The organism is Nostoc sp. 106C, assembly GCF_002154725.1.
Taxonomy (GTDB): domain Bacteria; phylum Cyanobacteriota; class Cyanobacteriia; order Cyanobacteriales; family Nostocaceae; genus Aulosira.
This window is the reverse complement of sequence record NZ_MTAW01000102.1, coordinates 1-21910: the sequence shown is the minus strand read 5'-3', so window position 1 is coordinate 21910 and position 21910 is coordinate 1. Positions and strand designations below refer to the sequence as shown.

Genomic DNA, 21910 nt, shown 5'->3' with positions numbered 1-21910 from the left:
GATTCATTAGATGAAACAGCCTACCCAATAGAATCAACGGTTTTTGTTTATGACTCTAAGCTTTTATATTTTTATTTCCATTCCCACGACACTTTTTTTTATTCACCTGATTTCTGCTTACTGGAATTACTATGAAATTGGCATTAATGCGTCGGCAAATTTGTTGGGTCTGATTTTCTTTCAGGCACCGATCATGTTTGTTTCATTTACCGTCAGTGGATACATAATGTCAAAATTAGCGCAACATTGGAGAATGAAAAAACGAGCATCAATAGGCATTGGGATGTTAGGGGTTATAATCACGTTTATTATTGGCTTTATTGTAACTAGTGGAGAATTTTCTAATTATCCAAGACCCATACCGCATAATTTTCTTGAATTCTTACGCTACTACTTGCATCTTGCACCCAAAAAAGTTGAGGGGATTTAAGCATTAAGCACAAAACCAAAATTCTTTTATTTAGTGTTCAAAGCCAAGACAAATAATGTAAATTAATATTAATTTGAATTCTATTGTTAGGAAAAAATAAATTTTAAAAATTGCGTAAACTGATAGCAGCTTGTAGTCAAACGTCACTAGTCCTAAACTTACTCAACCTTTTCATCAGGCTGAAATTTCTAACTGTCGAGCAAATTACGACAGCAGATTTTGCTAAGTGGTTATTAGATTTTGCAAAGCCACAGCCGTTTGTAGTTGATGCTAGAAGTCAAGCAGAGTATGAAGTCAGCCATTTAAAAGCAGCAGTACGTATTGACCCTATGGCGCTAGATTTATCAGCAACCTCGAACATTTCAAAAGACACACCAATTGTCGTGTACTGTTCAATTGGCTATCGTAGTGCCAAGGTTGCCCAACAGCTTCAGAGGCAAGGGTTTACCTCTATTTTCAATTTGAGTGGTGGTATTTTTCAGTGGGCAAATGAAGGACGACCGATTTTTAAAGATGACAACCATCCAACGCAGCTTGTGCATCCCTATGACGCAAATTGGGGAAAATTGCTAAAAGCTACCTACCATGCTCAGAACTAGAACACCGATTTACTCATCTCAACTCTGATTTGAGTAAAGGGCATTCTTAGTTCTACCAATACAGTTGGTGAAATTTTGAATTGTTTTCCAATCAGCAAAAATGCAGTTTTATTTCTCAAAATACCTGTTTTAACTGCGATTCACTAATCGGTTCTCTTGCTTGCTCTATATTACGTAGGGTGTTTAACGATAGAAAACCAAACCCAACTTTAGAGGCAATATCCAGTATTGTATAGGACATTGCTTCTAGACCTTGATCGAAAGCACTGAATCCTTCAGGGCTAAGAATCCACACAATTGGATAGAGTGTCCATAGCACTAAATGCACAGTCACTAGCTTACGGAATGCTTGCTTGGATCGGGGATGTTTGCGTTCTGCCTCAATGCGATACGGCTTCACTAATAAGTAAAAAATAGCAAGGTAAGCGGCGCAACTAACAATATACCAAATGTAGCTAGTTGGCTTAGGTGTAATTGTAGCCAGGAAGCCTGTGGCAAGCATATAAGCGTTTGCTCCCAATAAGCTACCTGTAATTACTAGGCTAGTTTTTCCTAAGTAAGTCAAATCGAGCAGCAACAGCGGCGTTGAACAAAACCAGGTGACAAATCTCACCCAATACGTTGGACGACCATTGATGATATTAACTCCTTGACCGAGTGCCATTGTTAAATATAGTCCAGCAGCAATCAAGCAAATGAAAAAATTAAGTGTATATAGTATTTGCCAGCGTTCATTTTTGGCATTGTGTGCCCCTATTCCAAAAAAAACACTTCCCAATGCCATACTGATGACACCAATCCACAGCCAAGTTTGAGTCATAGAAATTTTCTTGATTTTTGGTAATTGAAAATCTAAATATTCAGATTACAAATTTATTAAATAAATCGGGAATCTTCTGATTCGCAAAGAATTTATGCTATGTTATTCAGCAATTTAAATGTAGTGGCATAACATAGCAATATTTAATTTTTAAATAGCCTTTTATTCGCGTAATATTTCTCCTTCGCCCTTCTTCATATCCAGCCTGATATCTTGATTAAGTCCAGCTTGTTGTTGCTGGGCTACAGAAGAATCCTTAGGAGGAACCCCTAGTTGCATACGGGTATTTCGCCATAGCAGTTGTAGATCTGCTAATTTGTGTCCTGGTGCTTTATAACCGTAGGCACGATATTTACTAGGCTGTACTTTTCCTTTTTGGCGAACAAAATCTGTGAACGCATCTATCCAAGCATCAAACTCTTGATAAAAATTTGGCTCAGATTTGATATCTTCAGCTTGGTTATCGCTGTACTTTTTACCGTGACCAATTTGAGCATAACGCCACAGGCGATCGGGAACTTCAATGCCACTGTAGCGGCTTTGCCAAACTAAAGGCGCGTAAGCACAGCGCTCATCCTCGAATGGCTCTTGTTCTGGGTCGAAGTAATACTTATGTTTTAACAAGCGAGGGCGTTCATCTTCATCCATTTCATCTCCTCCCCCATCCCCGTAACAGAAAAAGCCTGCGGTGCGTCCTTCTAAGTGGTTCAGGCTCAACTCTTCCCACTCAGGCGAATGTTCCAACGCCATTGCTTTTTCTGGGTCTTTATGTCCAATTAGGTCTTCCTTGGGATTTCCGCCGTTCATGCACACTAGTCTGTCAAACATCAGTTTGAGGTTGCTAGTAGGGGCATACCAGTTGATTGGCCCAATAATTGCCCAAGCATCTGCTAAGTCTAAGCGAGAGTAGATATCCAGATCCCACATTAAATCTGGTTCAGCTTTATTATTGGGTTCGTAACAGTTGCATGGCCAAACGCAAAGCGCCATTGAAGTAGAAGCACAGGCATTACAACTTTGAATTCTGGCACGGGTGAATACATTGCCCAAGTCTTCATAGTCAATTTCCCAATCTTGGGGCAGGCGTTCTGCCATACGTAACATGAGCGTGCGTGATTTAGAATCTACGCCAGGGCAGTTGTATTGACGGCGGTTTGACCCCGAAATTATCAGCACGCGAAAGGGGCGTTGCTCAGTTGGGAGTTTACCGTTTTCATCATTTGGTTTCATAATCCTGCCCTAAGAGTATATTGAGTTCTGTGCTGGTTGTTGGTAGTAAGCTTTTTGCTAAAAACAGTAATTTGTTCTTTGTAAACACAAATAACTAATGACAAAAAACAAATCTGATGATTCAATATGCAAGTTTATTTGCATAACAGCTTAGTCTTCTATTCAACCCAAACATATATATGTGAAGAATCCATCTTCGGTAAGAAGTCTTAAGCTCAAGTTTAAAAGCACTAATATTTTTTGTGAGGCTAATGACAATCAATGAATTTACGAGACAATTTAGAGCAGACAAATACTCACGCCCAAAGACGTTATGACCTGGATTGGTTACGTATATTAGCAGTGCTATTGCTCATTTATTTTCACACCGCAGCAGTATTTTATCGAGGTGAATTAGGCGAATTTTATATACAAAATTACTTAGTAAGTTATTTCCTAGGATGGTTTATTTTTTTTGTTCATCAATGGCATATGCCATTGTTTTTTTTGATTGCGGGTTCTGCTACTTGGTTTGCTCTGAAGTTACGATCGCCTTTGCAGTTTTTGCGCGATCGCTTTAGGCGATTGTTCATTCCTTTCGCATTTAGTACGTTAGTATTGGTTCCGCCTCAGGTTTATTACAGGCTTGTCAGCCATCAAAAATACATTGGCTCTTACGTGCAGTTCTACCCACAGTTTTTTAATGGCATTCCTCCTCAAGGTAATTTTGAGTGGGCACACCTGTGGTTTTTAATTTACTTATTTACAATCTCTCTAATTACTCTGCCAGTCTTGTTATTCTTCAAAACAGAGAAAGGTCAGCGCTGGTATTCTACCATTGCAAATTGGATGAAACTGCCTGGAGCTATTTTCTTACCTGCTCTACCATTGGCTGTGATTGAAGGTGCATTACGTCCCAAATGGTTCGGTTTTCAAAATCTTTATGATGACTGGGCAAATTTATTACTGTACCTGTTTTACTTTGTTTACGGCTTTTTACTTTGTGCCGATCCAAAGTTGGAAGAAACAATTGAGCAACATCGAAAGCTGCTGTTATTGGTGGCAGTAATTACTATGTCTGTTCTCTGTGGACTACAAGCAACTCATATTATCCCTGTGCGGGGCTATTCTTGGGGCTATATTCTTTATCAAATGTTTCGTGGTTTCAATTCTTGGTGTTGGGTAATTGCTTTAATTGCGTTGGGTCAGCGATATCTTAGATTTAATCACAGTATTCTGCAATATGCCTCCCAAGCTTCTTATCCATTTTATTTGCTGCACCAGACAGTTTTAGTTGCGATCGCGTTTTACGTGGTGCAATGGAATTTAGGCATAACAGCAAAGTTTTTGATTATTAGTACTGCAACTTTTGTGGTTACAGCGACTTTGTACGATCTGTTAGTCAAGCGAATAAATATTGCGCGATTTTTCTTTGGGCTAAAGCCAATAGACACCAGAACAGTAAAATATAACAGTGGCGAAACGCTTTGAAGCTTATGTCTCAAGTTTCGATTGTCATCCCTACTTTAAATGAAGCAGCCAGTTTAGGGCGTACCTTGCGACAACTGGTTTTACTTAACCCACCTGCAAAAGAGGTGATAGTAGTAGATGGTGGTAGCGAAGATGAGACAGTTGCGATCGCCAAACAAAGCTTAGAGTTATTTAATCAACCATTAAATGTGCAAGTTCTTTTTTGTAAGCAACGTGGGCGTTCTATCCAAATGAACTGCGGAGCATCGGCTGCAACTGGAGATATTTTGTGTTTTCTTCATGCAGATACTTCGGTTCCCGATGATTTGATTGCTGTGATTGAGAAAACTTTGGCAGAGCCAAAAGTTGCCTGTGGAGGATTTATTTCGCTGATGGTTGGCTCTCAAACCACTCGTTGGGGTATCTCGTTGCACAACTATCTAAAAACCTACTACGCGCCTTTGTTGTTTAAACCTCAGTTGTTTTTTAAAGGATTGCGCCTTTTGTTTGGAGACCAAGTTATGTTCTGTCGCCGAACTGACTTTTGGGATTGCGGTGGATTTGATGAGGAATTACCGATTATGGAAGATGGCGATTTATGCCTGAAATTGGTGCAAAAAGGACGAATTTCTCTAGTAAACCGTACCGTTCAAAGCTCGGATCGGCGGGTAGCACGCTGGGGTAGTTGGAAAGCTACCGCAATCTACCTCTACATCGGCATTTTATGGGGGATTGGTGTTGATGCCAACTATCTCAAGCAATTTTATCAAGACATTCGCTGATTCAAGCTCCAGTCGTAGTGAAGATAAGATATTGGCGTTGAGGCAGTTAAGGGCAAATCTGTTTTTAAATAGGAGTTAATGTATTCTGGAATTGAGGGCGCAATCTTTAAAAAGTCCTGACGATACCACTTAAAAATTTTATTACAGTAGAGCGTTTGACTTTGAAAGTCATAACGAACTTTCTCAGGGTTGTTAATGAAACGATGGGCATCTTCATCTAACTGCTGAATAACTTGCTCAGGAAAATAAGCTTCCTGACGTAATAAAGGACAACCAACAGAAGCGCAGACAATGGCAAAATGAATGCGTGGTTCTTGTAATTTCTCTCTGAGAATTTGGTTTTCTATTTGAGCTAGGCTGTAACGCTTACCAAAGATGTTATAAGCTCGACGTTGAAAGAACCATAAAAAAGCCAGCCAATTAGGAATTCCTAAAAATTGCGGCAGAATTGACTTAAGCGGATATCTTTCTAAAATTGTTGCAATGGTAAATGCATTGTAGAGATTAATCCACAATGCTAATTGCTCTAGATTGTTAGAATTAGAATTCAAAAGTAGCTTTTTTTGGCTCTCCATCCAATCAGAAAGTGCTTGAGGTTGTTGCGTTTTCCAAGCAAGATAGTCTACACGACCATATTCGTCAACATACTGACGAAGTAGCGTATCCCAAGGTTCAAAATCAATCATAATTGCTTTCCTGATCGTTGATTTGTGGAACTGTTTGACCTGTAAATTGTTTGTACTATAAGTTGGAATTAGAATGAGCAAACGCGGCGAATCTTGATTCCTTTTCTAGTAAAATTGAGCCAATGCCTCATTTTCGTGTCATTTAATTGCTATTAATTTAATTAAAGTTGATAATGATTTATTCGCGCCCTACTTGGATAGGGATGAGTGCTGTCTTACTCGTCTTGATTCCTTCGTTAGTAATTGCTCAAGTACCAGATGAAATCGCTATCCGCAAACTACTTACTGAGCAAACTAAAGCTTGGAATCAACATGATGCACAATCATGGGTTCGGGACTTCAGTCAAGACAGTGATTTTATTAACATTATTGGCACACACTTTGCGGGACAGAATGCGACTAGAGAGCGGCACGCGGCACTGTTCAGTGGCATTTTCAAGAAAACTCACCTTGAAGTGGAAATTTGGAAGGTGCGCCTGATCGGATCGCAAGCAGCTATTGTGGAGACAGTACAAACACTACGCGGTTATGATGCGCTGCCTCCAGGTATAGAACCGACGGAGCCGGGAGTACTCAGAACGCGCATGAAATATGTTCTTCAGAAGCAGGCGGGGCGCTGGAAGATCATCTCGGCTCAGAACACGGCTATCCATCCTACGCCATAGGTAGAGACTTGGTAATTTTTAGAAATATAGAGTCGATCTGATAAAAAAGCGTAATCTTAAATTAGCCAGGACTTACGCAAGGACTACAATTTTACGTCATTACGAGCGTTCGCTGAAAGCGTTCCCGCAGGGTAGCAAAGTAATCGCAAAGGCTTAGTTTTTCGTCACGAGTGCGTAAGTCCTATTAGTGTAAGATTTTCCATTATTGGGGTGATTGCAGCGCATTAGGGCTGATACCGATTCATTCTTGCCCACTCTTGAGTTGAACCAATGTTCGGATTTTCACTCGGGTCATTCGTACCATAGATTTGTCCTTGACGGTTCATCCAAAAGTAGTTATGGCTTGTCGGCAGCTCGACGTTCGCATATCCATATGGGTTCGTCCAAGTTGACACATTGCCAAGGTTCTCACGAAATTGGAAGTTTTGACGATCTACAGATTGACTTCGTTGGCGGTTCACCTCTTCCCAAGTGCGCTCCGACCATTCACGGTATTCCCTGAGCCGCTGCCCTTCGGCAAGGGAGATTTCTATGTTCTGCGCCATAATCCCTTGTATTCCGAACGCCGCCCCATTTGTTGCTGTTACTTGGCCCGCTATCTGCGGTAACCATGAGGCATAATTTGCCCACTGTGATTCATGCGATGCTGCACAAGTCATCACCATCGTACACATGTTGTAGCTATATGCCACGTTGCACTTGGCAATCCCTCGGCAGGGAATGCCATTGAAGCTGTATATGTAGTCAAACTCATAAGCGACCGTGCATCCAGCAATTGGTTGAGCTGGGCGGGGCTGACCAATCCGAAGTTCATAGGGCTGCATTGCCAATAGCTTCTCGTAGACAAACTGCCAGGGGTTGTAGTTTGCTGGCAGTCCGGAATTTCCTACCATAATCGTTAGAGCAGCATTGTCTGGAGAAAAAAGGACAACGGCAAATTGGCCATCCTCGACCACTCGCCAACCACTCGGCACTACATAGTTGAAGTACTGTCCGCGCCGCATTGACAGCGAACCAGGGGTATAAGGGTGGGAAAAAGAAGACTGGTTGTAGTTGTACATGATCTTTGCTGATTTAGGATTTTGAGTATATTGAACTTCAATTCTCAATTAGTAGAATTTTAGATAGTTAAATCCACTGATTCCAAACTTCAACTTCTTGTTTAAAGATTCCATCCTCATTTGCCGTGTTGAGTTAACTCTCTACTTCATCTTTACAAGCAAATAACTCAGCTTCCTACCATCCCTCTGTAAAATTATGAAATATCATCATTCTTCAGCCTTAATAATTCATTCCTAATTAGTGCTAATAGCAAACTTGACGGGAATTTCTATGCCGATGCTCTTTCTTCGCCTTAGCAAAAAATTATTAATGATTCTTAAGGCATTACATTCGCCCAGAAGCAACTGCATATATCCTAGTGTTAGAGAAGTGTTTGCCCTCTTAGTCTCAGGAATACCTAAGTTATTGCTAAAATATACGGTAAATTCATCGATTTAAAGTAAATTGCATATTTTATACGAGGAATAGGCGTGACTGCGACACAAAAACAAAGAATCTCAGATAAGGCAAACCAGTTCACAGAGTCAGTCATTCGAGAAATGACGAGAGTCGCATTACAATATGGTGCGGTGAACTTGGCACAGGGATTTCCTGATTTTCCTTGTCCGCCTGAGTTAAAAAGGGCAGCTTGTGAGGCAATTGAACAAGACATTAATCAATATGCTATTACCTGGGGAGACAAAGCTTTTCGTCACGCGATCGCAGATAAAGTTAAATGGTATTTGGGCTTAAATATTGATCCAGAACGACAAATTACTGTTACCTGTGGTTCTACAGAAGCAATGGCTGCGGTAATGCTGGCTACTTTAAACCCAGGTGATGAAGTCATCATTTTTGAACCGTATTACGAAAACTACGGCCCAGATGTGATTTTAGCTAGTGCAACTCCTCGTTACATATCACTACATCCTCCTGAATGGACATTTGATGAAGCAGAACTACGTCAGGCATTTAATGAACGCACAAAAGCGATTATTATTAACACGCCCCATAACCCAACTGGAAAAGTATTTACTCGTGAAGAACTAAATTTAATCGCTGAATTGTGTCAAAAGTGGGATGTGTTGGTATTCACAGATGAAATTTATGAACATATTCTTTATGACGAAACACCGCATATTGCAATGGCAACTTTGCCAGGAATGGAAGAACGAACAGTTACTATTAATGGTCTTTCTAAGACCTACAGTGTAACTGGATGGCGAGTCGGCTATATTTTATCGAATCCTGAATTAACAGGTGCAATTCGCAAAGTTCATGATTTTCTCACCGTTGGCGCACCTGCACCTTTACAAAGGGCTGGTGTTGTGGCAATGCAACTTCCTATTACCTACTACCAAGAATTAGCAAAGCGATATCAACAAAAGCGAAACGATATTCTGCAAATTTTAGATAGGGTGGGAATTCCATATTCTATTCCTAAAGGAGCGTACTATGTGTTTGCTGATATTTCCAGCTTTGGTTATAAAAATGATGTGGAATTCGCTACATATTTAACTAAAGAAATTGGTGTTGCAGTAGTTCCTGGCTCTGGCTTTTTCTCGCAATCAGAAGCAGGTAAAAAATTTATTAGATTTTGTTTTAGCAAGAAGCCAGAAACTTTGGCAAAGGCAGAAGAGCGGTTACTGAAATTACAGTCAAATCTATAATTAGTGAATTAAATATAATACAATACAGTTCAGTTAAGAAAATTCATTGACAACAAAGTTCACAAATAATTACTAAACAAAAAACCGAACAATTATTTTGGAGGGGGCTTGGGGGACGCAACCGTCCCCCAATCGGGGGTTTGGGGGGTTCTCCCCCAAATCTTGGTTTTTGTTCGACAGATGAGAACTCTTATCACTTTAACTGAACCGTATTGAAATATAATACAAGTAATGATGTTCTATTGCCGTCCTAAATCATTATCTAAAAGTTCATTACCAATTATCAATCTTTTAATTGTTGTAGTTGTTTTATTCTTTCTATCAACAGATAAACTTCTTGGGCTTCGCTAAACACAATAATACCAAGAGATTGTTCGGGAAACCGTTGAAAATGTCAATGCGAAAAACCGGGCGATCGCCCAATTTTTAATTTTTTATTGTAAATTTAATCTCTTTATTAAGAATATTCAACTACCGCAGCAATAGCCGCAGCGATTTCCTCCATAACTTCAGTTGAACATTGTCCAATTTTACGGATAAATCTTTGTACGTCCATCCCGCGTAATTGTAATACGTCTACAGTAGAAGCTTTTGACAAACTATTCATAGTATCTGGCTCAATTTTGACGTGCCAGATATTGCCTGCGTAATATTCCTTCCAGTCTGTAATTGGTGCAATCAATTTAATAGGCAATTTACCAACACCATCAGAACTTATGACTACAGCAAGTCGAACTTTTTTAATTTCTGCTCCTACTGTTGGATCAAAATTAGCTAGCCAAATATCACCACGTTTAGGACTAGGAGTACTAATAATCAACCAAATCTCCTGTCTCTAATTCTTGCCATTCTGTATTTTGCTGGTAGTAGGGTAATATTAATTCAGCTTGTTCTGCCAAGATGCGTCGCCGTTCTTCTAACGGTAATTTCATAAATTCACGGCGGCTGATGTTTTGAGATTGTATAGGTATTTCTATTGTTTCTCTTTGCGTCTTCTCTGTTTGAGCCATAGATTTTGATAGTTCTATAAATTCGCAATAATTTCCGACTTACGTTGATTCTATCTCAACCAAATCTACCTACAATCATATTCTGTCGCAAGCACCTGTCTCATTGAGACGGAAAGTAACAATCCAGCCAGTAGGATATTTTTGGTAGGCTTTTTGTTCAGCAATTTCTATATAATTGTAGATTCATCGTTAAATACATGAGCGGCAAGTCCTCGTTTCAGAAGTCTTTGACTTTGAGGTGTACCAGCTATGTGCTTGGCAACTTGTCTAACGTCAAGGGTAATTTGATGATTAATTCCACTCATGATTAAAAGTTAAGTTTTTTGTATTTCCAGGACTTACACTGAAAACAGCTTAATTCCACGATTACTATAAAAAATTTATATAAGTTGATCTAAGGCACGAAACCCAACCTTAGCAATGGGATTTGTTGGATTTCTTTATTGTTCAGCCCAACTTACCACTAATTTAGTCATTTTCACCCAACACTTTGATACTATTTGCTTGTAAGATTACCTAAAGGTAAGTCTGAATCAGTTGTAAGCAACGATTCCTTAGATAAACCACTTCAATCACTTGCGGGAATAGGTATTGATTTCCGTTGTTGATCCTGCGACGGTGTATTTTACGGTCAGCTTTACGAGGTTTTTAGTTTTCTAAATTGCCTTTTGATCCTTATCCGAATAAGCGAGAATACACCCGCAAGTGATATTTTTTTATTTCCAATCGTAGAAATTAGCATGATGTCTATGTCAAGGCTAAATCTAAATATGATTGTTACATCGCTCAAAGGATAGCTGATTAAGGATAACTCAGGGAAAAAGTGAAAAAAAACTCTCAGTTGCTTCTCACAGATAGCCCCGAATCTTTACGAGAGAAATTTTACTCTCTTAAACAACCAATAGATATAGCTGACCTTTTAGAGGTTTCCTATTCCCGTCTTGTTTATCATATATATCTTGTTAAACCTGATCAACGTTATAAAACTTTTGAGATTCCTAAAAAGTCTGGTGGTATGCGTCAGATATCAACTCCGATAACTGCACTTAAAATTATTCAGACAAAACTTAATCAAGTATTACAAACAGTTTATGAGATAAAACCATCAGTGCATGGGTTTGTAATAGGAAAAAATATTGTAACTAATGCTCAAGCTCATACTAAAAAACGCTATGTTCTAAACCTTGATTTAACTGATTTTTTCCCATCGATTAATTTTGGTCGAGTCCGGGGTATGTTTATGGCTACACCCTATGGTTTACACCCAGATGTAGCGACAGTTTTAGCACAGATTTGTTGTCATAACAATCAGTTACCTCAAGGCGCACCAACTTCACCCATAGTGACTAATATGATTTGTGCCAAGATGGATAGTCAATTGCAGCGTTTAGCTAAAGAGTACAAAGCGACTTATACAAGGTATGCAGACGATATTACTTTTTCAACAACTTTATCTAAGTTCCCTGAAGAATTAGCATATATAGTAGCTGAAGAAGATGTAGATAAAATTTTTATTGGTAATAGATTACTATCAATTATTAATGAAAATGGATTTGAGGTAAATTATCATAAAAATCGACTGCAAGTCAAAGGTAATCATCAAGAAGTAACGGGATTAACGACTAATCTGTTTCCTAATGTTGACCGAAAGTATGTGCGTCAGGTTCGTGCTATGCTTCATGCTTGGGCTAAATTTGGGCTTGAAGATGTGGAAAAAGAGTATCAAGAAAAGTATGAATCTCAAAGCAGATTACCCACCAAGGAAAAACAAAGTTTTAAACAAGTACTTCGGGGTAAAATAGAGTTTATTGGTATGGTTAAGGGAAGGGATGATTCTGTTTATGAAAAATATTTAAAGCAATATCAGCTATTATTAAGTTTATTAATCAAGAAATCTGAAAATCAGAGTAGTAATTAATGGATAAATTAGCCCAACAATTACTTAAGCAAATTAACAGCAATCTAGAAAACATATCTTTATATATAGAAAGGCTATCCAAAGAAGAAATTAAAATAGATTCACAAAAAATATTTATAATTGATTATTCAAGTTATTTATGGCTCAATTTAACAGAGAATTCTGAAATAAAAAAACAACTTGAGGAATATAATCAACAATCAATTAATGATATTATTAATGATGATTTTGTCGAATTTTGCAGAAAGATATATTTGCAAATAGAAATTTTACTGAATCAATTTATATTAAAACAATATGGTATTGACAGAATTCAAGATATTTCTTATTCCAAAAAAGCAAAACTAGCTGATTTTTTAAAAATTATTAATAGCAATAAAGTAAATTTTAAACTTTATGAAAATGAAGATTATAAAATAATTACTAGTATCATGGATATAAGAGATATTGCTAGTCATGGAGATTTAGATGGTAAATCAATAAAAGAAAGAATTGAAGCTAAAGGTAAATCCATAAAAGTACGTCTTAAATCACTCAAAGAGGGTATTCATAAAGAAGAAATACAAACATTATTTATTCAATTTGTACTCAATCAAAAAGGAATTAAAGTTAGCGGAAGAATAGAAGAAGGATGGGCATATATTACTCTATATAATCTAAAAAATAGTTTTTTAGATGCAGAAAAAGTAGTCAATGAAATTACAAATAATTTAAGTATATTACAATATAAATTAGGAAGAAATGTGAAAGTTTTTCCAGATGCAAAGCAGCCTCAGAATGAACTAAAAGAATTTTTTGATAAAAAAGATTATCAAAAAATACACAAGACAGTAAACTGGTTTGTTAAAGAAATAATTAATTATTTAAAATAAAACTAAAATTCTTGTCATTCTCTATATTGCTGGTAAAGTAATAACATTAACTAAGCCTTGTATGCTAAACAATACCCTGCTTCTGTCACTCTCCGAAAACAAAATCGAAGGCAACTTTTAAAACTCTCTGCATACACTAATTACAACTGATGCATAAACGACAAGAAAACAAAAAACGGTAGAGTCTTAATTGCTCTACCGTTTGAATTTTTAAACTTGAGATTTAATCCCAAATCTGAAATTTTAGATGTTACTCAACGCCTTGGGATAACAATTCCCGACGCTGTTGAGAACTTACTTGAACATTACCGCTTTCATCGACATCAACAAGGGCTGTATCGCCATCTTTGATGCGACCAGAGAGAATCTCTTCAGCCAAACTATCTTCTAACAAGCGCATAATTGCTCTACGCAACGGTCTTGCGCCGTAGCTGGGGCTGTAGCCTTCTTGAATCAGGCGGTCTTTGAAGCGATCGGTAACTTCTAAGGTGATACCTTTTTCGGTTAGGCGGCCAAAAACTTCTTTGAGCATGATTTCGGCAATTTGCGTAACTTCATCCTTGCTCAACTGACGGAAGACGATAATCTCATCTAGTCGGTTGAGGAATTCTGGACGGAAGTATTGCTTCAGTTCTTCGTTCACCAGGGTTTTAATCCTGTTGTACTGTGATTCACCAGCATCTTCGTTAAACTCAAAGCCGATGGTAGAAGCACCTTTTTCAATTACCTTAGAACCGATGTTGGATGTCAAAATCAGCAAGGTATTCTTAAAGTCAACAGTGCGACCTTTAGCATCGGTTAAGCGACCGTCTTCCAAAATTTGCAGCAGCATATTGAAAACATCGGGGTGGGCTTTTTCGATTTCGTCGAATAGCACCACGGTGTAAGGACGCCGCCTTACAGCTTCGGTTAGCTGACCGCCTTCGTTATAGCCAACATAACCTGGAGGCGAACCAATCAGTTTGCTGACGGTGTGACGCTCCATATATTCCGACATATCCAGGCGAATCATTGCTTCTTCTGAACCGAAGAAGTAAGAAGCCAAGGATTTCGCCAACTCGGTTTTACCAACGCCGGTCGGACCGGAGAAGACAAAGCTGGCGATGGGTCGGTTGGGATTTTTCAAACCGACACGGGCGCGGCGAATTGCTCGGGAAACTGCCTTCACAGCATCTTCTTGTCCAATTAGACGCTGATGCAAGGTATCTTCCATGTGCAACAGCTTCTCGGATTCGGATTCGGTGAGTTTGTTCACCGGAACTCCAGTCCAGGATGCGACGATGTGGGCGATGTCCTCTTCAGTTACTACGGGTTCTAGACCTTCGTTACCAGAGGTGTTGGTCTTGCTTTGAGCAATGGCGCGAATTTCGGCTTTGATTTCCATTTCGCGATCGCGCAATTCTCCAGCTCGGTCAAAGTCTTGGGAGCGAACTGCATCATCTTTTTCTTTTAAGATTTGCCGCAGTTCTTTGTCTAACTCTTTGGCTGCGGGTGGCAGTTGGGAGTTGATTAACCGAACTCTTGAACCTGCTTCATCGATCAAGTCGATAGCTTTATCTGGTAAGTAGCGATCGCTAATGTAACGGTCAGATAATTTTGCTGCCGCTACCAATGCTTCATCAGAGATTTTTAACTTGTGGTGTTGCTCGTAGCGATCGCGCAAACCATATAAAATCTCAATTGTCTCATCGACTGTTGGTTCCCCTACCATCACTGGTTGGAAGCGACGCTCTAAGGCTGCATCCCGCTCAATGTGCTTGCGGTATTCATCAAGGGTTGTCGCTCCAATGCATTGCAGCTCGCCTCTTGCCAAAGCTGGCTTGAGGATATTTGCAGCGTCAATTGCGCCTTCTGCTGCACCTGCACCAATTAGGGTGTGTACTTCGTCAATTACGAGAATCACGTTACCCGCAGAGCGGATTTCATCCATGATTTTCTTGAGACGTTCTTCAAATTCACCCCGGTACTTGGTTCCTGCTACGAGCAAGCCAATATCCAGAGTGACTACGCGCTTATCTTCCAGGATGTCGGGGACATCTTTGTTGGCAATGCGGCTCGCTAAACCTTCTGCGATCGCAGTTTTACCAACCCCTGGTTCGCCGATCAGCACTGGGTTATTTTTTGTCCGGCGACCCAAAATTTGAATAACTCGCTCGATTTCTTTGGCGCGTCCCACCACTGGATCGAGTTTGTTGTCCGTTGCCATTTGGGTCAGGTTCGAGCCAAATTCATCCAAAGTTGGAGTTTTGGTGCGGCTGGATGAACCACCTGGTGATACTTCCGCCGTTTCTCCCAACATCCGAATGACTTGGGTTCTCACCTTAGATAGATCCACGCCGAGGTTTTCTAGCACCCTAGCTGCCACACCTTCCCCTTCCCGGATCAGGCCCAACAGGAGATGCTCGGTGCCAATGTAGTTATGGCCTAATTGGCGCGCTTCTTCTAAGGATAGTTCTAGAACCCGCTTTGCCCGTGGCGTAAAGGGTATTTCCACCGCGACAAAGCCAGAACCCCGGCCTATGATTTTTTCTACCTCAATTCGGGCATCTTTGAGATTGACACCCATTGATTTCAACACTTTGGCTGCAACTCCCGTCCCTTCACCGATCAGACCCAGGAGGATCTGCTCAGTGCCGACGAAATTGTGGCCTAAGCGGCGGGCCTCTTCTTGGGCCAGCATGATTACCTTAATAGCTTTTTCTGTGAAGCGTTCAAACATGGCATTTTTCCCATCACCTGCGTCGTGCCGGTACGCTGATTTTAGCACAGGCTAGACTTTTGGATATCTGTATAAAAAATACTAGAAATCCACGCGTGATTACCCAAGCTGATGGCGTAATTATTAAATATTTGTTACTTTTGTGTGGCTGTTATACTGAGGAGAGCGTCATAAACAGCTTTTTCGGCATTGATGGCACACAAAAAACTGCTAAAATTCTAATTTTTTCAACCACTACCAAACAGATATATTTAGCATTTATATTCAACAGAGTCAAGATTTTTATCAATATATATATTTTTTGTAATTTAAAGTAGCAAAAGATAAAAAATACTCATAAAAATAGCTCTGAGGAAATTTATTTTTTTCATGAAGACGGTTAATAGTCAACCGCACAACTATCAAAAATTTAGCAAAAAGAGACCAGAGCCATCAGGAAGATAAAGGATCTCAAGAAGAAAATGCTTTTTCATCTACCTGTGTGCTGAGGTTTTTCGGTTTAAACCTCAATCAGTTAAAATTTCCACGGTTCATAGTACAAGAGTTGATAACCCTGAACTGTTAGCTATTAACTATTGAGTAGTGATTTTAGGGATGCTGGTCTACGGAAACAGGAACTGCCAAGAGGATTTGCTGAGGCGATCGCTTACCATAGTTTGCCAGGAGCGCAAAGTTATTTGAAATTGCGGCTGTTGGAGATCTGAAAGCCACAGAATCAAGGCATCTTCGTCATTATCCTTGTAGTAACGCCGCCGTCGCCCAGCTGTTTTGAAGCCAAATTTTTGATATAAAGATATAGCCGCCAAGTTGGAAGCTCGAACTTCGAGGGTAGCTCGCTCCAAACCGCGATCGCTAGCTGTCTTGAGAAGGGAATAGAGTAAAGCTTGTCCCAAACCTTGACAGTGATATTGGGGATGTACTGCCAAAATTGTGATGTGGGCTTCTTCCAAAATTGACCAAAAGCAACCCATTCCTAGCAAACTCAAGCTAGAGACAGGGGAAAATAAACCAAGTAAATCACTGTTCGGACTGTCCAACTCTCGTTGGTAGCCTTCCAATGTCCAAAGACCACCAAAACAGGCTTTATCAAGTTCTAGCACTGCACTAAGATCATCTGATGTCAGTGGTTGAATTTTTAAGTCTAATGAGATCACATTTATTTGAATAAGATTACAAACCCTTTGTAAACTGGGAATCGGGAGACTCACTCAAGCCCATAATTTGAACAAGGACAACTCTTATAGTTATGGTATCGACTCACCCTATTGGGGTTCAACATGCTGGTAGTCAGTATTTACCTCCAAGGCGTAACACTTCGCCCAATCAAGAACTCCTACCCTTGACGGCTAGAGTAAATAGTCATGGCTGCTTGGAAATTGGTGGGTGTGATATCACAACCCTAGTGCAGCAGTTTGGTTCGCCTTTATATATTTTAGATGAAGAAACCCTACGTTTGGCTTGTCAGCAATACCGGGACGCTTTCAAGCAATACTACCAAGGTGAATCTCAGGTACTGTATGCTTCCAAAGCTTGGAATTGCCTAGCAATTTGCGCGATCGTCGCCTCCGAAGGATTAGGAATCGATGTTGTCTCTGGGGGGGAACTCTACACCGCCCTCAATGCAGGTGTTAGTCCTGATAAAATCTACCTCCACGGTAATAATAAATCTCGCCAAGAGCTAACTTTAGCGATCGAGTCTGGTGCCACCATTGTGGTAGATAACTGGTATGAGTTAAACACCTTGGTCGAAATAGCACAGGAGCAAGCAGACAATTCTTCGCTTCTGCCTATACAGATTATGTTGCGATTGACACCAGGGATTGAGTGTCACACTCACGAATATATTCGCACAGGACATCTAGACAGTAAATTTGGCTTCGATCCCAACGATTTAGATGAAGTTTTTACGTTTGTTAGTCAGCAATCTGCTTTAAATTGTGTAGGTTTACACGCTCATATTGGTTCGCAAATCTTTGAACGCCAACCCCATCAGGATTTAGCTGCTGTGATGGTGCAGTGGTTGCAGGATGCGGCTAAGTACGGGTTAAATGTGACCCAGTTAAATGTCGGTGGTGGTTTAGGAATTCGGTATGTAGAATCGGACGACCCTCCCAGTATCAACGAATGGGTAAAGGCGATTTGTGAAGTGGTGCAAGCAGCCTGTACAGACGCAAAGCTACCCTTGCCAAAGTTATTATGTGAACCAGGGCGATCGCTAATTGCCACAGCTTGCGTCACTGCTTATACAATAGGTTCATCCAAGGTGATTCCCGAAATTCGTACCTACATAGCCGTAGATGGGGGTATGTCAGATAATCCAAGACCCATTACCTATCAGTCACAGTACCGAGCTGTAGTAGCTAATAAAATCTCTGTTCCCTTAACTGAAACTGTCACAATTGCTGGTAAACATTGTGAATCAGGGGATATTTTGATTAAAAATGCCCAACTCCCAAAAACTGAGCCAGGGGATATTCTCGTAGTTATGGGAACTGGTGCTTACAATTACAGTATGGCATCTAACTACAATCGCTTATCCCGTCCGGCAGCAGTTGTGGTGGCAAACAGTGAAGCAAATTTGATTTTGCAGCGCGAAACTTATCAAGACTTGATTCGACAAGATTGCTTACCAGAAAGACTTAAGAAATAGTCCAAAGTCCAAAGTCTAGAGTTAACAAATTTTTACTCTTGACTCTTGGCTCTGGACCATTGACTCACTGTATTTAGAGGCAAAATAGTAATCCAGATGTCATGAGAGATTGGTGGAAGCAATGGCTGACAAACCTGGGATGGTCGCAGTCCTTGCTGCTTGGGACTCTGGATATTGTATTAGTGTTGGCGCTGACGTACATGATACTAGTTATTATTAGCGAGCGCCGGACGCTGTGGATGGTACGAGGCTTTATTATTTTGATGCTAGCCTCAGCACTCAGTAACAGATTGGGACTACCACTGTTAAATTTCGTACTAGAAAAGTTAGTAATTGGTTGTGCAGTGGCAATGGCAGTTGCTCTCCAGTCAGAGTTTCGGCGATTTTTAGAACAATTAGGGCGTGGCGAATTCCGCCAGTTGTTTCAACCATCCAGTCTGGCAGTACCTAAATCCGATAGTGTAATTGATGAAATTGTTGATGCAGTCAAAGAACTGTCAAAAAACCGGATTGGAGCTTTATTGATTTTGGAAACAACAGGTCCAATAGACGAGCGAGATTTTTCTGTACCAGGAGTAAGGCTGAATGCTGAGGTTACCAAAGAATTAATCCAAACAATCTTTCAACCAAAAACGCTGTTACACGATGGGGCAACTTTGATACGTGGCTCACGGATCGTGGCATCAGGTATAATTTTACCACTTTCGGGACGCACAGCCTCGCGCCAGTTGGGAACACGCCATCGGGCCGCGATGGGAATTACTGAGCGGGTCGAAAATTGCATCTGTGTGGTTGTATCAGAAGAAACTGGTTCTATTTCCTTAGCGGAACGGGGAATTCTAAATAGACCACTAACGATTAGGAAACTAAAAGAGACTTTAGAGGCTCTATTGTCCCCAACTGTAGATCGGGAAGCCGTGGCTCCTGGTTTGTTAAGCTTGGGTCGTCAGATTAGTAGTAAGGCAATAGCACTGGTTTCACGGGTACTTGGATTACCATCGACCGCTTCTCGAGATAAAAAATGACAGCACAACAAACTGAACTGCAAGAATTGCCCCCTGGCTTAAAACGAGAACTACTGCCCAAGCACGTTGCGGTAATTATGGATGGCAATGGTCGATGGGCTAAACGTCAAGGTCTACCTCGAATTATGGGGCATAAGCGAGGAGTAGATGCACTTAAGGATTTGCTACGTTGTTGTAAAGATTGGGGAATTCAAGCGTTAACAGCTTATGCTTTTTCCACAGAAAACTGGAAAAGACCCCAGGAAGAAGTTGATTTTTTGATGACTCTATTTCAAAGAGTGTTACGCCAAGAACTGCGGGAAATGGTAGAGGAAAATGTGCAAATTCAGTTTGTGGGCAATTTAAATGCTCTACCGCGATCGCTCCAAGCGGAAATTTCTCGTTCAATGGCAGAAACTAAGGATAATCGCAGTATCCGGTTTACAGTCGCCACAAATTATGGTGGACGACAGGAAATTTTACAGGCTTGTCGGGCGATCGCCCAGAAAGTCCAGCAAGGTCTGCTGCAACCTGATGAAATTGATGAAGCAGTATTTGAACGCCACCTCTACACAGCAGGTATTTCTGACCCAGATTTATTGATCCGTACTAGCGGAGAAATGCGCCTCTCTAACTTCCTCCTCTGGCAAATGGCTTATGGGGAATTTTATATTACTGATACTCTCTGGCCTGATTTTGACCGTGTTGAATTTCACCGCGCCTTGTGTGCCTATCAGCAAAGGGAGAGGAGGTTTGGCAGTGTTTAAAAGACAAGGGGACATAGGGACGCACTGACGCCGGGAATAGAAATGAAATATTCTCCGCGTCCCCCCATCTCCCAGTCTCAATGTCTTTCTCTACTCTTAAGGCCCAGAAAAAACTGCCTGTTCAATATCTTCCCGACTGAGAGAATACTTGAATGAGCGTTGGATATCTTGTCTATTTTCTCCAGCTTCGATATATCGCACTGTAAGTTGCTCAACATCGAGGCAGAGGTCGGCTTGCCAATTTGTCCGTTGCACATGCCAACAATGTAACTGTGCTTCATCTTGTTTACAGCCTTGGTCTTTGAGCCACTGCTCAATTTGTGGCAAGGTATGGTTATAGAGGGGAGCGTCAGGGGGAAGAAAAGCCATAATTTAAGTAGGTCGGCGTGAATATTGATCGTTGGGATGAGGCAGAAGGCAGGTGGGAAGAGGGTTTAAGCCTATTTGATTTTTCAAAACATAGTTTTGTTTTTCCACACCGTTCTACTTAGTTAAAATTCAACCTTAACAATCATAATTTTTAATTTCCAAAAGGCTAGCTGATGGCGAAATTTGGTTAATTTGCTGTTGGGTGACGGGAGTTGGCGGGAGATGTTGTGTTTGGAAAGCAGCTTCACCACGCGTTAAGCCAATAGCGATCGCAAGTAACAGACAGCCCAAAAAAGTCAATCCCAAAATAAACAAAGCAAATATTTCGCCTGATGAGAGGGGGCGATCGCTGGCGTCAAGGTAAGCTGATTTTGACCAGTCATAGGTATTATTCACCGGATGGTTCAAATCGGGAGGTGCTTGAATCACGCCATAGCGAGAATAACCAATTTTCAGGTCGTAACTTAACCTGCGTTCTGGGTTGCTTAGGGTAGCGTAGGCTTCGTTGAGTTGCTGAAATTTAGCAGTGGCGACAGTAGCAGGTAAGTCGGTAGTATCAGGATGATAGCGTTTACTCAGTTCTCGATAAGCGCGACGGATGTCGATTACCGATGCCGAGGGATGCAGTCCTAGCAGGGAGTAATAACTGGGTTCACTGCTTTGTGGCATTGCCCCATGATGATTCACGGCTGATTGAGTCACCTTGCAATCAAGTTTTTCCTAATATTGTAAACCTCAAATTATATGAAAATCCTTATCTCATCTATTGTGTTCGTTGGATTTGGTATAACTTTGTTGACCATGCCTAGAAATAGTCTCGTTATTGCTGAAACTGCTAATAGTGAAGAATTTACTGCTAGGGGTACAGAACCCTTTTGGAGCCTTTCTGTGACCAAACGCGGAATTGCTTACTCCTCACCAGATGCGCCAATACAAACATTCCCTTACGTCACGCCCTTAAAAGCAGAGGGTCGTCCTGCTAATTTGCTGCAAGTCTACCGATTCAAGGGCAGAGGCAACAATATATTAATTATTAAGCAAGTCAACACCTGTAGCGATGGGATGTCAGACAAAAATTATTCTTACTCAGCAACTTTTATCCTGGGTAATCGGGTTTTTGATGGTTGTGCCCAGAAGAAATAGCGAGACTACTGACCAGATACCCGACTTCTTAAAGGATGCTGCTGGCGAATTAGGGGTCTAACCCATACTAGGTTAGACCCCCGATA

At 40.7% G+C, this 21910-nt stretch carries 22 protein-coding genes; 12 read left to right on the top strand and 10 right to left on the bottom strand.

Features of this window, described 5'->3' with window-relative positions:
- Positions 1-49: 49 nt before the first annotated feature.
- Positions 50-430, top strand: a complete 381-nt coding sequence (locus BV375_RS13570; protein ID WP_086761273.1) for a hypothetical protein — start codon at positions 50-52, stop codon at positions 428-430.
- 110 nt (positions 431-540) lie between these two features.
- A complete protein-coding gene (locus tag BV375_RS13565) occupies positions 541-1029 on the top strand; it encodes a rhodanese-like domain-containing protein (RefSeq protein ID WP_243713940.1) in 489 nt (162 codons plus the stop codon).
- A 115-nt stretch (positions 1030-1144) separates the two neighbouring features.
- Here the strand turns inward: BV375_RS13565 and BV375_RS13560 are convergent, their stop codons facing one another.
- Entirely contained in the window at positions 1145-1849 is a 705-nt protein-coding gene (locus BV375_RS13560) for a microbial rhodopsin family protein (RefSeq protein WP_086761271.1), read from the bottom strand.
- 162 nt (positions 1850-2011) lie between these two features.
- Positions 2012-3079 carry an NAD(P)H-dependent oxidoreductase gene (locus tag BV375_RS13555; protein ID WP_086761269.1) on the bottom strand — a complete coding sequence of 356 codons (1068 nt, stop codon included), beginning with the start codon at positions 3077-3079 and terminating at the stop codon, positions 2012-2014.
- 261 nt (positions 3080-3340) lie between these two features.
- Between BV375_RS13555 and BV375_RS13550 the strand changes: the two genes are divergently transcribed.
- Positions 3341-4549, top strand: coding sequence for an acyltransferase family protein (locus BV375_RS13550; protein WP_086761267.1), 1209 nt, complete (start codon positions 3341-3343; stop codon positions 4547-4549).
- A 5-nt stretch (positions 4550-4554) separates the two neighbouring features.
- Positions 4555-5310 carry a TIGR04283 family arsenosugar biosynthesis glycosyltransferase gene (locus BV375_RS13545; RefSeq protein WP_086761265.1) on the top strand — a complete coding sequence of 252 codons (756 nt, stop codon included), beginning with the start codon at positions 4555-4557 and terminating at the stop codon, positions 5308-5310.
- Here BV375_RS13545 and BV375_RS13540 read toward each other — a convergent pair.
- Positions 5295-5996, bottom strand: a complete 702-nt coding sequence (locus BV375_RS13540; protein WP_086761263.1) for a DUF547 domain-containing protein — start codon at positions 5994-5996, stop codon at positions 5295-5297. The genes BV375_RS13545 and BV375_RS13540 overlap by 16 nt on opposite strands.
- 173 nt (positions 5997-6169) lie before the next feature.
- Between BV375_RS13540 and BV375_RS13535 the strand changes: the two genes are divergently transcribed.
- Positions 6170-6661 carry an SgcJ/EcaC family oxidoreductase gene (locus BV375_RS13535; RefSeq protein WP_086761261.1) on the top strand — a complete coding sequence of 164 codons (492 nt, stop codon included), beginning with the start codon at positions 6170-6172 and terminating at the stop codon, positions 6659-6661.
- Between the two features lie 224 nt (positions 6662-6885).
- Here BV375_RS13535 and BV375_RS13530 read toward each other — a convergent pair whose 3' ends face one another.
- Positions 6886-7770, bottom strand: a complete 885-nt coding sequence (locus BV375_RS13530) for a hypothetical protein (RefSeq protein WP_243713939.1) — start codon at positions 7768-7770, stop codon at positions 6886-6888.
- A 423-nt stretch (positions 7771-8193) separates the two neighbouring features.
- Here BV375_RS13530 and BV375_RS13525 point away from each other — a divergent pair, with 423 nt between their 5' ends.
- Positions 8194-9372: an aminotransferase class I/II-fold pyridoxal phosphate-dependent enzyme gene (locus BV375_RS13525; protein WP_086761258.1), complete on the top strand. Its 1179-nt coding sequence runs from the start codon at positions 8194-8196 to the stop codon at positions 9370-9372.
- 457 nt (positions 9373-9829) lie between these two features.
- On the opposite strand, the gene BV375_RS13520 is transcribed toward BV375_RS13525, so the two are convergent.
- Together BV375_RS13520 and BV375_RS13515 are read right to left on the bottom strand one after the other, a co-directional pair.
- The gene (locus BV375_RS13520; protein ID WP_086761255.1) at positions 9830-10192 is read right to left on the bottom strand and encodes a type II toxin-antitoxin system PemK/MazF family toxin; all 363 of its coding nucleotides are present in this window, start codon (positions 10190-10192) and stop codon (positions 9830-9832) included.
- Positions 10182-10382 (bottom strand): hypothetical protein, encoded by a 201-nt coding sequence (locus tag BV375_RS13515; RefSeq protein ID WP_243713938.1) that lies wholly within the window; start codon positions 10380-10382, stop codon positions 10182-10184. Before BV375_RS13515 ends, BV375_RS13520 begins: the two co-directional genes overlap by 11 nt.
- A gap of 823 nt (positions 10383-11205) precedes the next feature.
- On the opposite strand from BV375_RS13515, the gene BV375_RS13510 reads away from it, so the two are divergent.
- Entirely contained in the window at positions 11206-12300 is a 1095-nt protein-coding gene (locus BV375_RS13510) for a reverse transcriptase domain-containing protein (protein ID WP_086761251.1), read from the top strand.
- On the top strand, positions 12300-13172 hold the full coding sequence (locus tag BV375_RS13505; protein WP_086761250.1) for a hypothetical protein: 873 nt from the start codon (positions 12300-12302) through the stop codon (positions 13170-13172). Before BV375_RS13510 ends, BV375_RS13505 begins: the two co-directional genes overlap by 1 nt.
- Positions 13173-13422: 250 nt before the next feature.
- Here the strand turns inward: BV375_RS13505 and BV375_RS13500 are convergent, their stop codons facing one another.
- Together BV375_RS13500 and rimI are read right to left on the bottom strand one after the other, a co-directional pair.
- Positions 13423-15891, bottom strand: a complete 2469-nt coding sequence (locus BV375_RS13500) for an ATP-dependent Clp protease ATP-binding subunit (RefSeq protein WP_086761248.1) — start codon at positions 15889-15891, stop codon at positions 13423-13425.
- A gap of 602 nt (positions 15892-16493) precedes the next feature.
- Positions 16494-17045 (bottom strand): ribosomal protein S18-alanine N-acetyltransferase, encoded by a 552-nt coding sequence (gene rimI / locus BV375_RS13495; protein ID WP_086688291.1) that lies wholly within the window; start codon positions 17043-17045, stop codon positions 16494-16496.
- A 92-nt stretch (positions 17046-17137) separates the two neighbouring features.
- Here rimI and lysA point away from each other — a divergent pair, with 92 nt between their 5' ends.
- From lysA to BV375_RS13480, 3 genes are all read left to right on the top strand, one after another.
- A complete protein-coding gene (lysA, locus tag BV375_RS13490) occupies positions 17138-18541 on the top strand; it encodes a diaminopimelate decarboxylase (RefSeq protein WP_086761246.1) in 1404 nt (467 codons plus the stop codon).
- A 101-nt stretch (positions 18542-18642) separates the two neighbouring features.
- Positions 18643-19566 (top strand): diadenylate cyclase CdaA, encoded by a 924-nt coding sequence (cdaA, locus tag BV375_RS13485; protein ID WP_086761244.1) that lies wholly within the window; start codon positions 18643-18645, stop codon positions 19564-19566.
- Positions 19563-20312 (top strand): isoprenyl transferase, encoded by a 750-nt coding sequence (locus BV375_RS13480; protein WP_086761242.1) that lies wholly within the window; start codon positions 19563-19565, stop codon positions 20310-20312. Before cdaA ends, BV375_RS13480 begins: the two co-directional genes overlap by 4 nt.
- A gap of 96 nt (positions 20313-20408) precedes the next feature.
- Here the strand turns inward: BV375_RS13480 and BV375_RS13475 are convergent, their stop codons facing one another.
- Entirely contained in the window at positions 20409-20681 is a 273-nt protein-coding gene (locus tag BV375_RS13475; RefSeq protein ID WP_086761240.1) for a DUF3143 domain-containing protein, read from the bottom strand.
- 135 nt (positions 20682-20816) lie between these two features.
- Positions 20817-21350: a J domain-containing protein gene (locus tag BV375_RS13470; RefSeq protein ID WP_086761238.1), complete on the bottom strand. Its 534-nt coding sequence runs from the start codon at positions 21348-21350 to the stop codon at positions 20817-20819.
- A 132-nt stretch (positions 21351-21482) separates the two neighbouring features.
- On the opposite strand from BV375_RS13470, the gene BV375_RS13465 reads away from it, so the two are divergent.
- Positions 21483-21824: a hypothetical protein gene (locus tag BV375_RS13465; RefSeq protein WP_243713937.1), complete on the top strand. Its 342-nt coding sequence runs from the start codon at positions 21483-21485 to the stop codon at positions 21822-21824.
- Positions 21825-21910 lie beyond the last annotated feature (86 nt).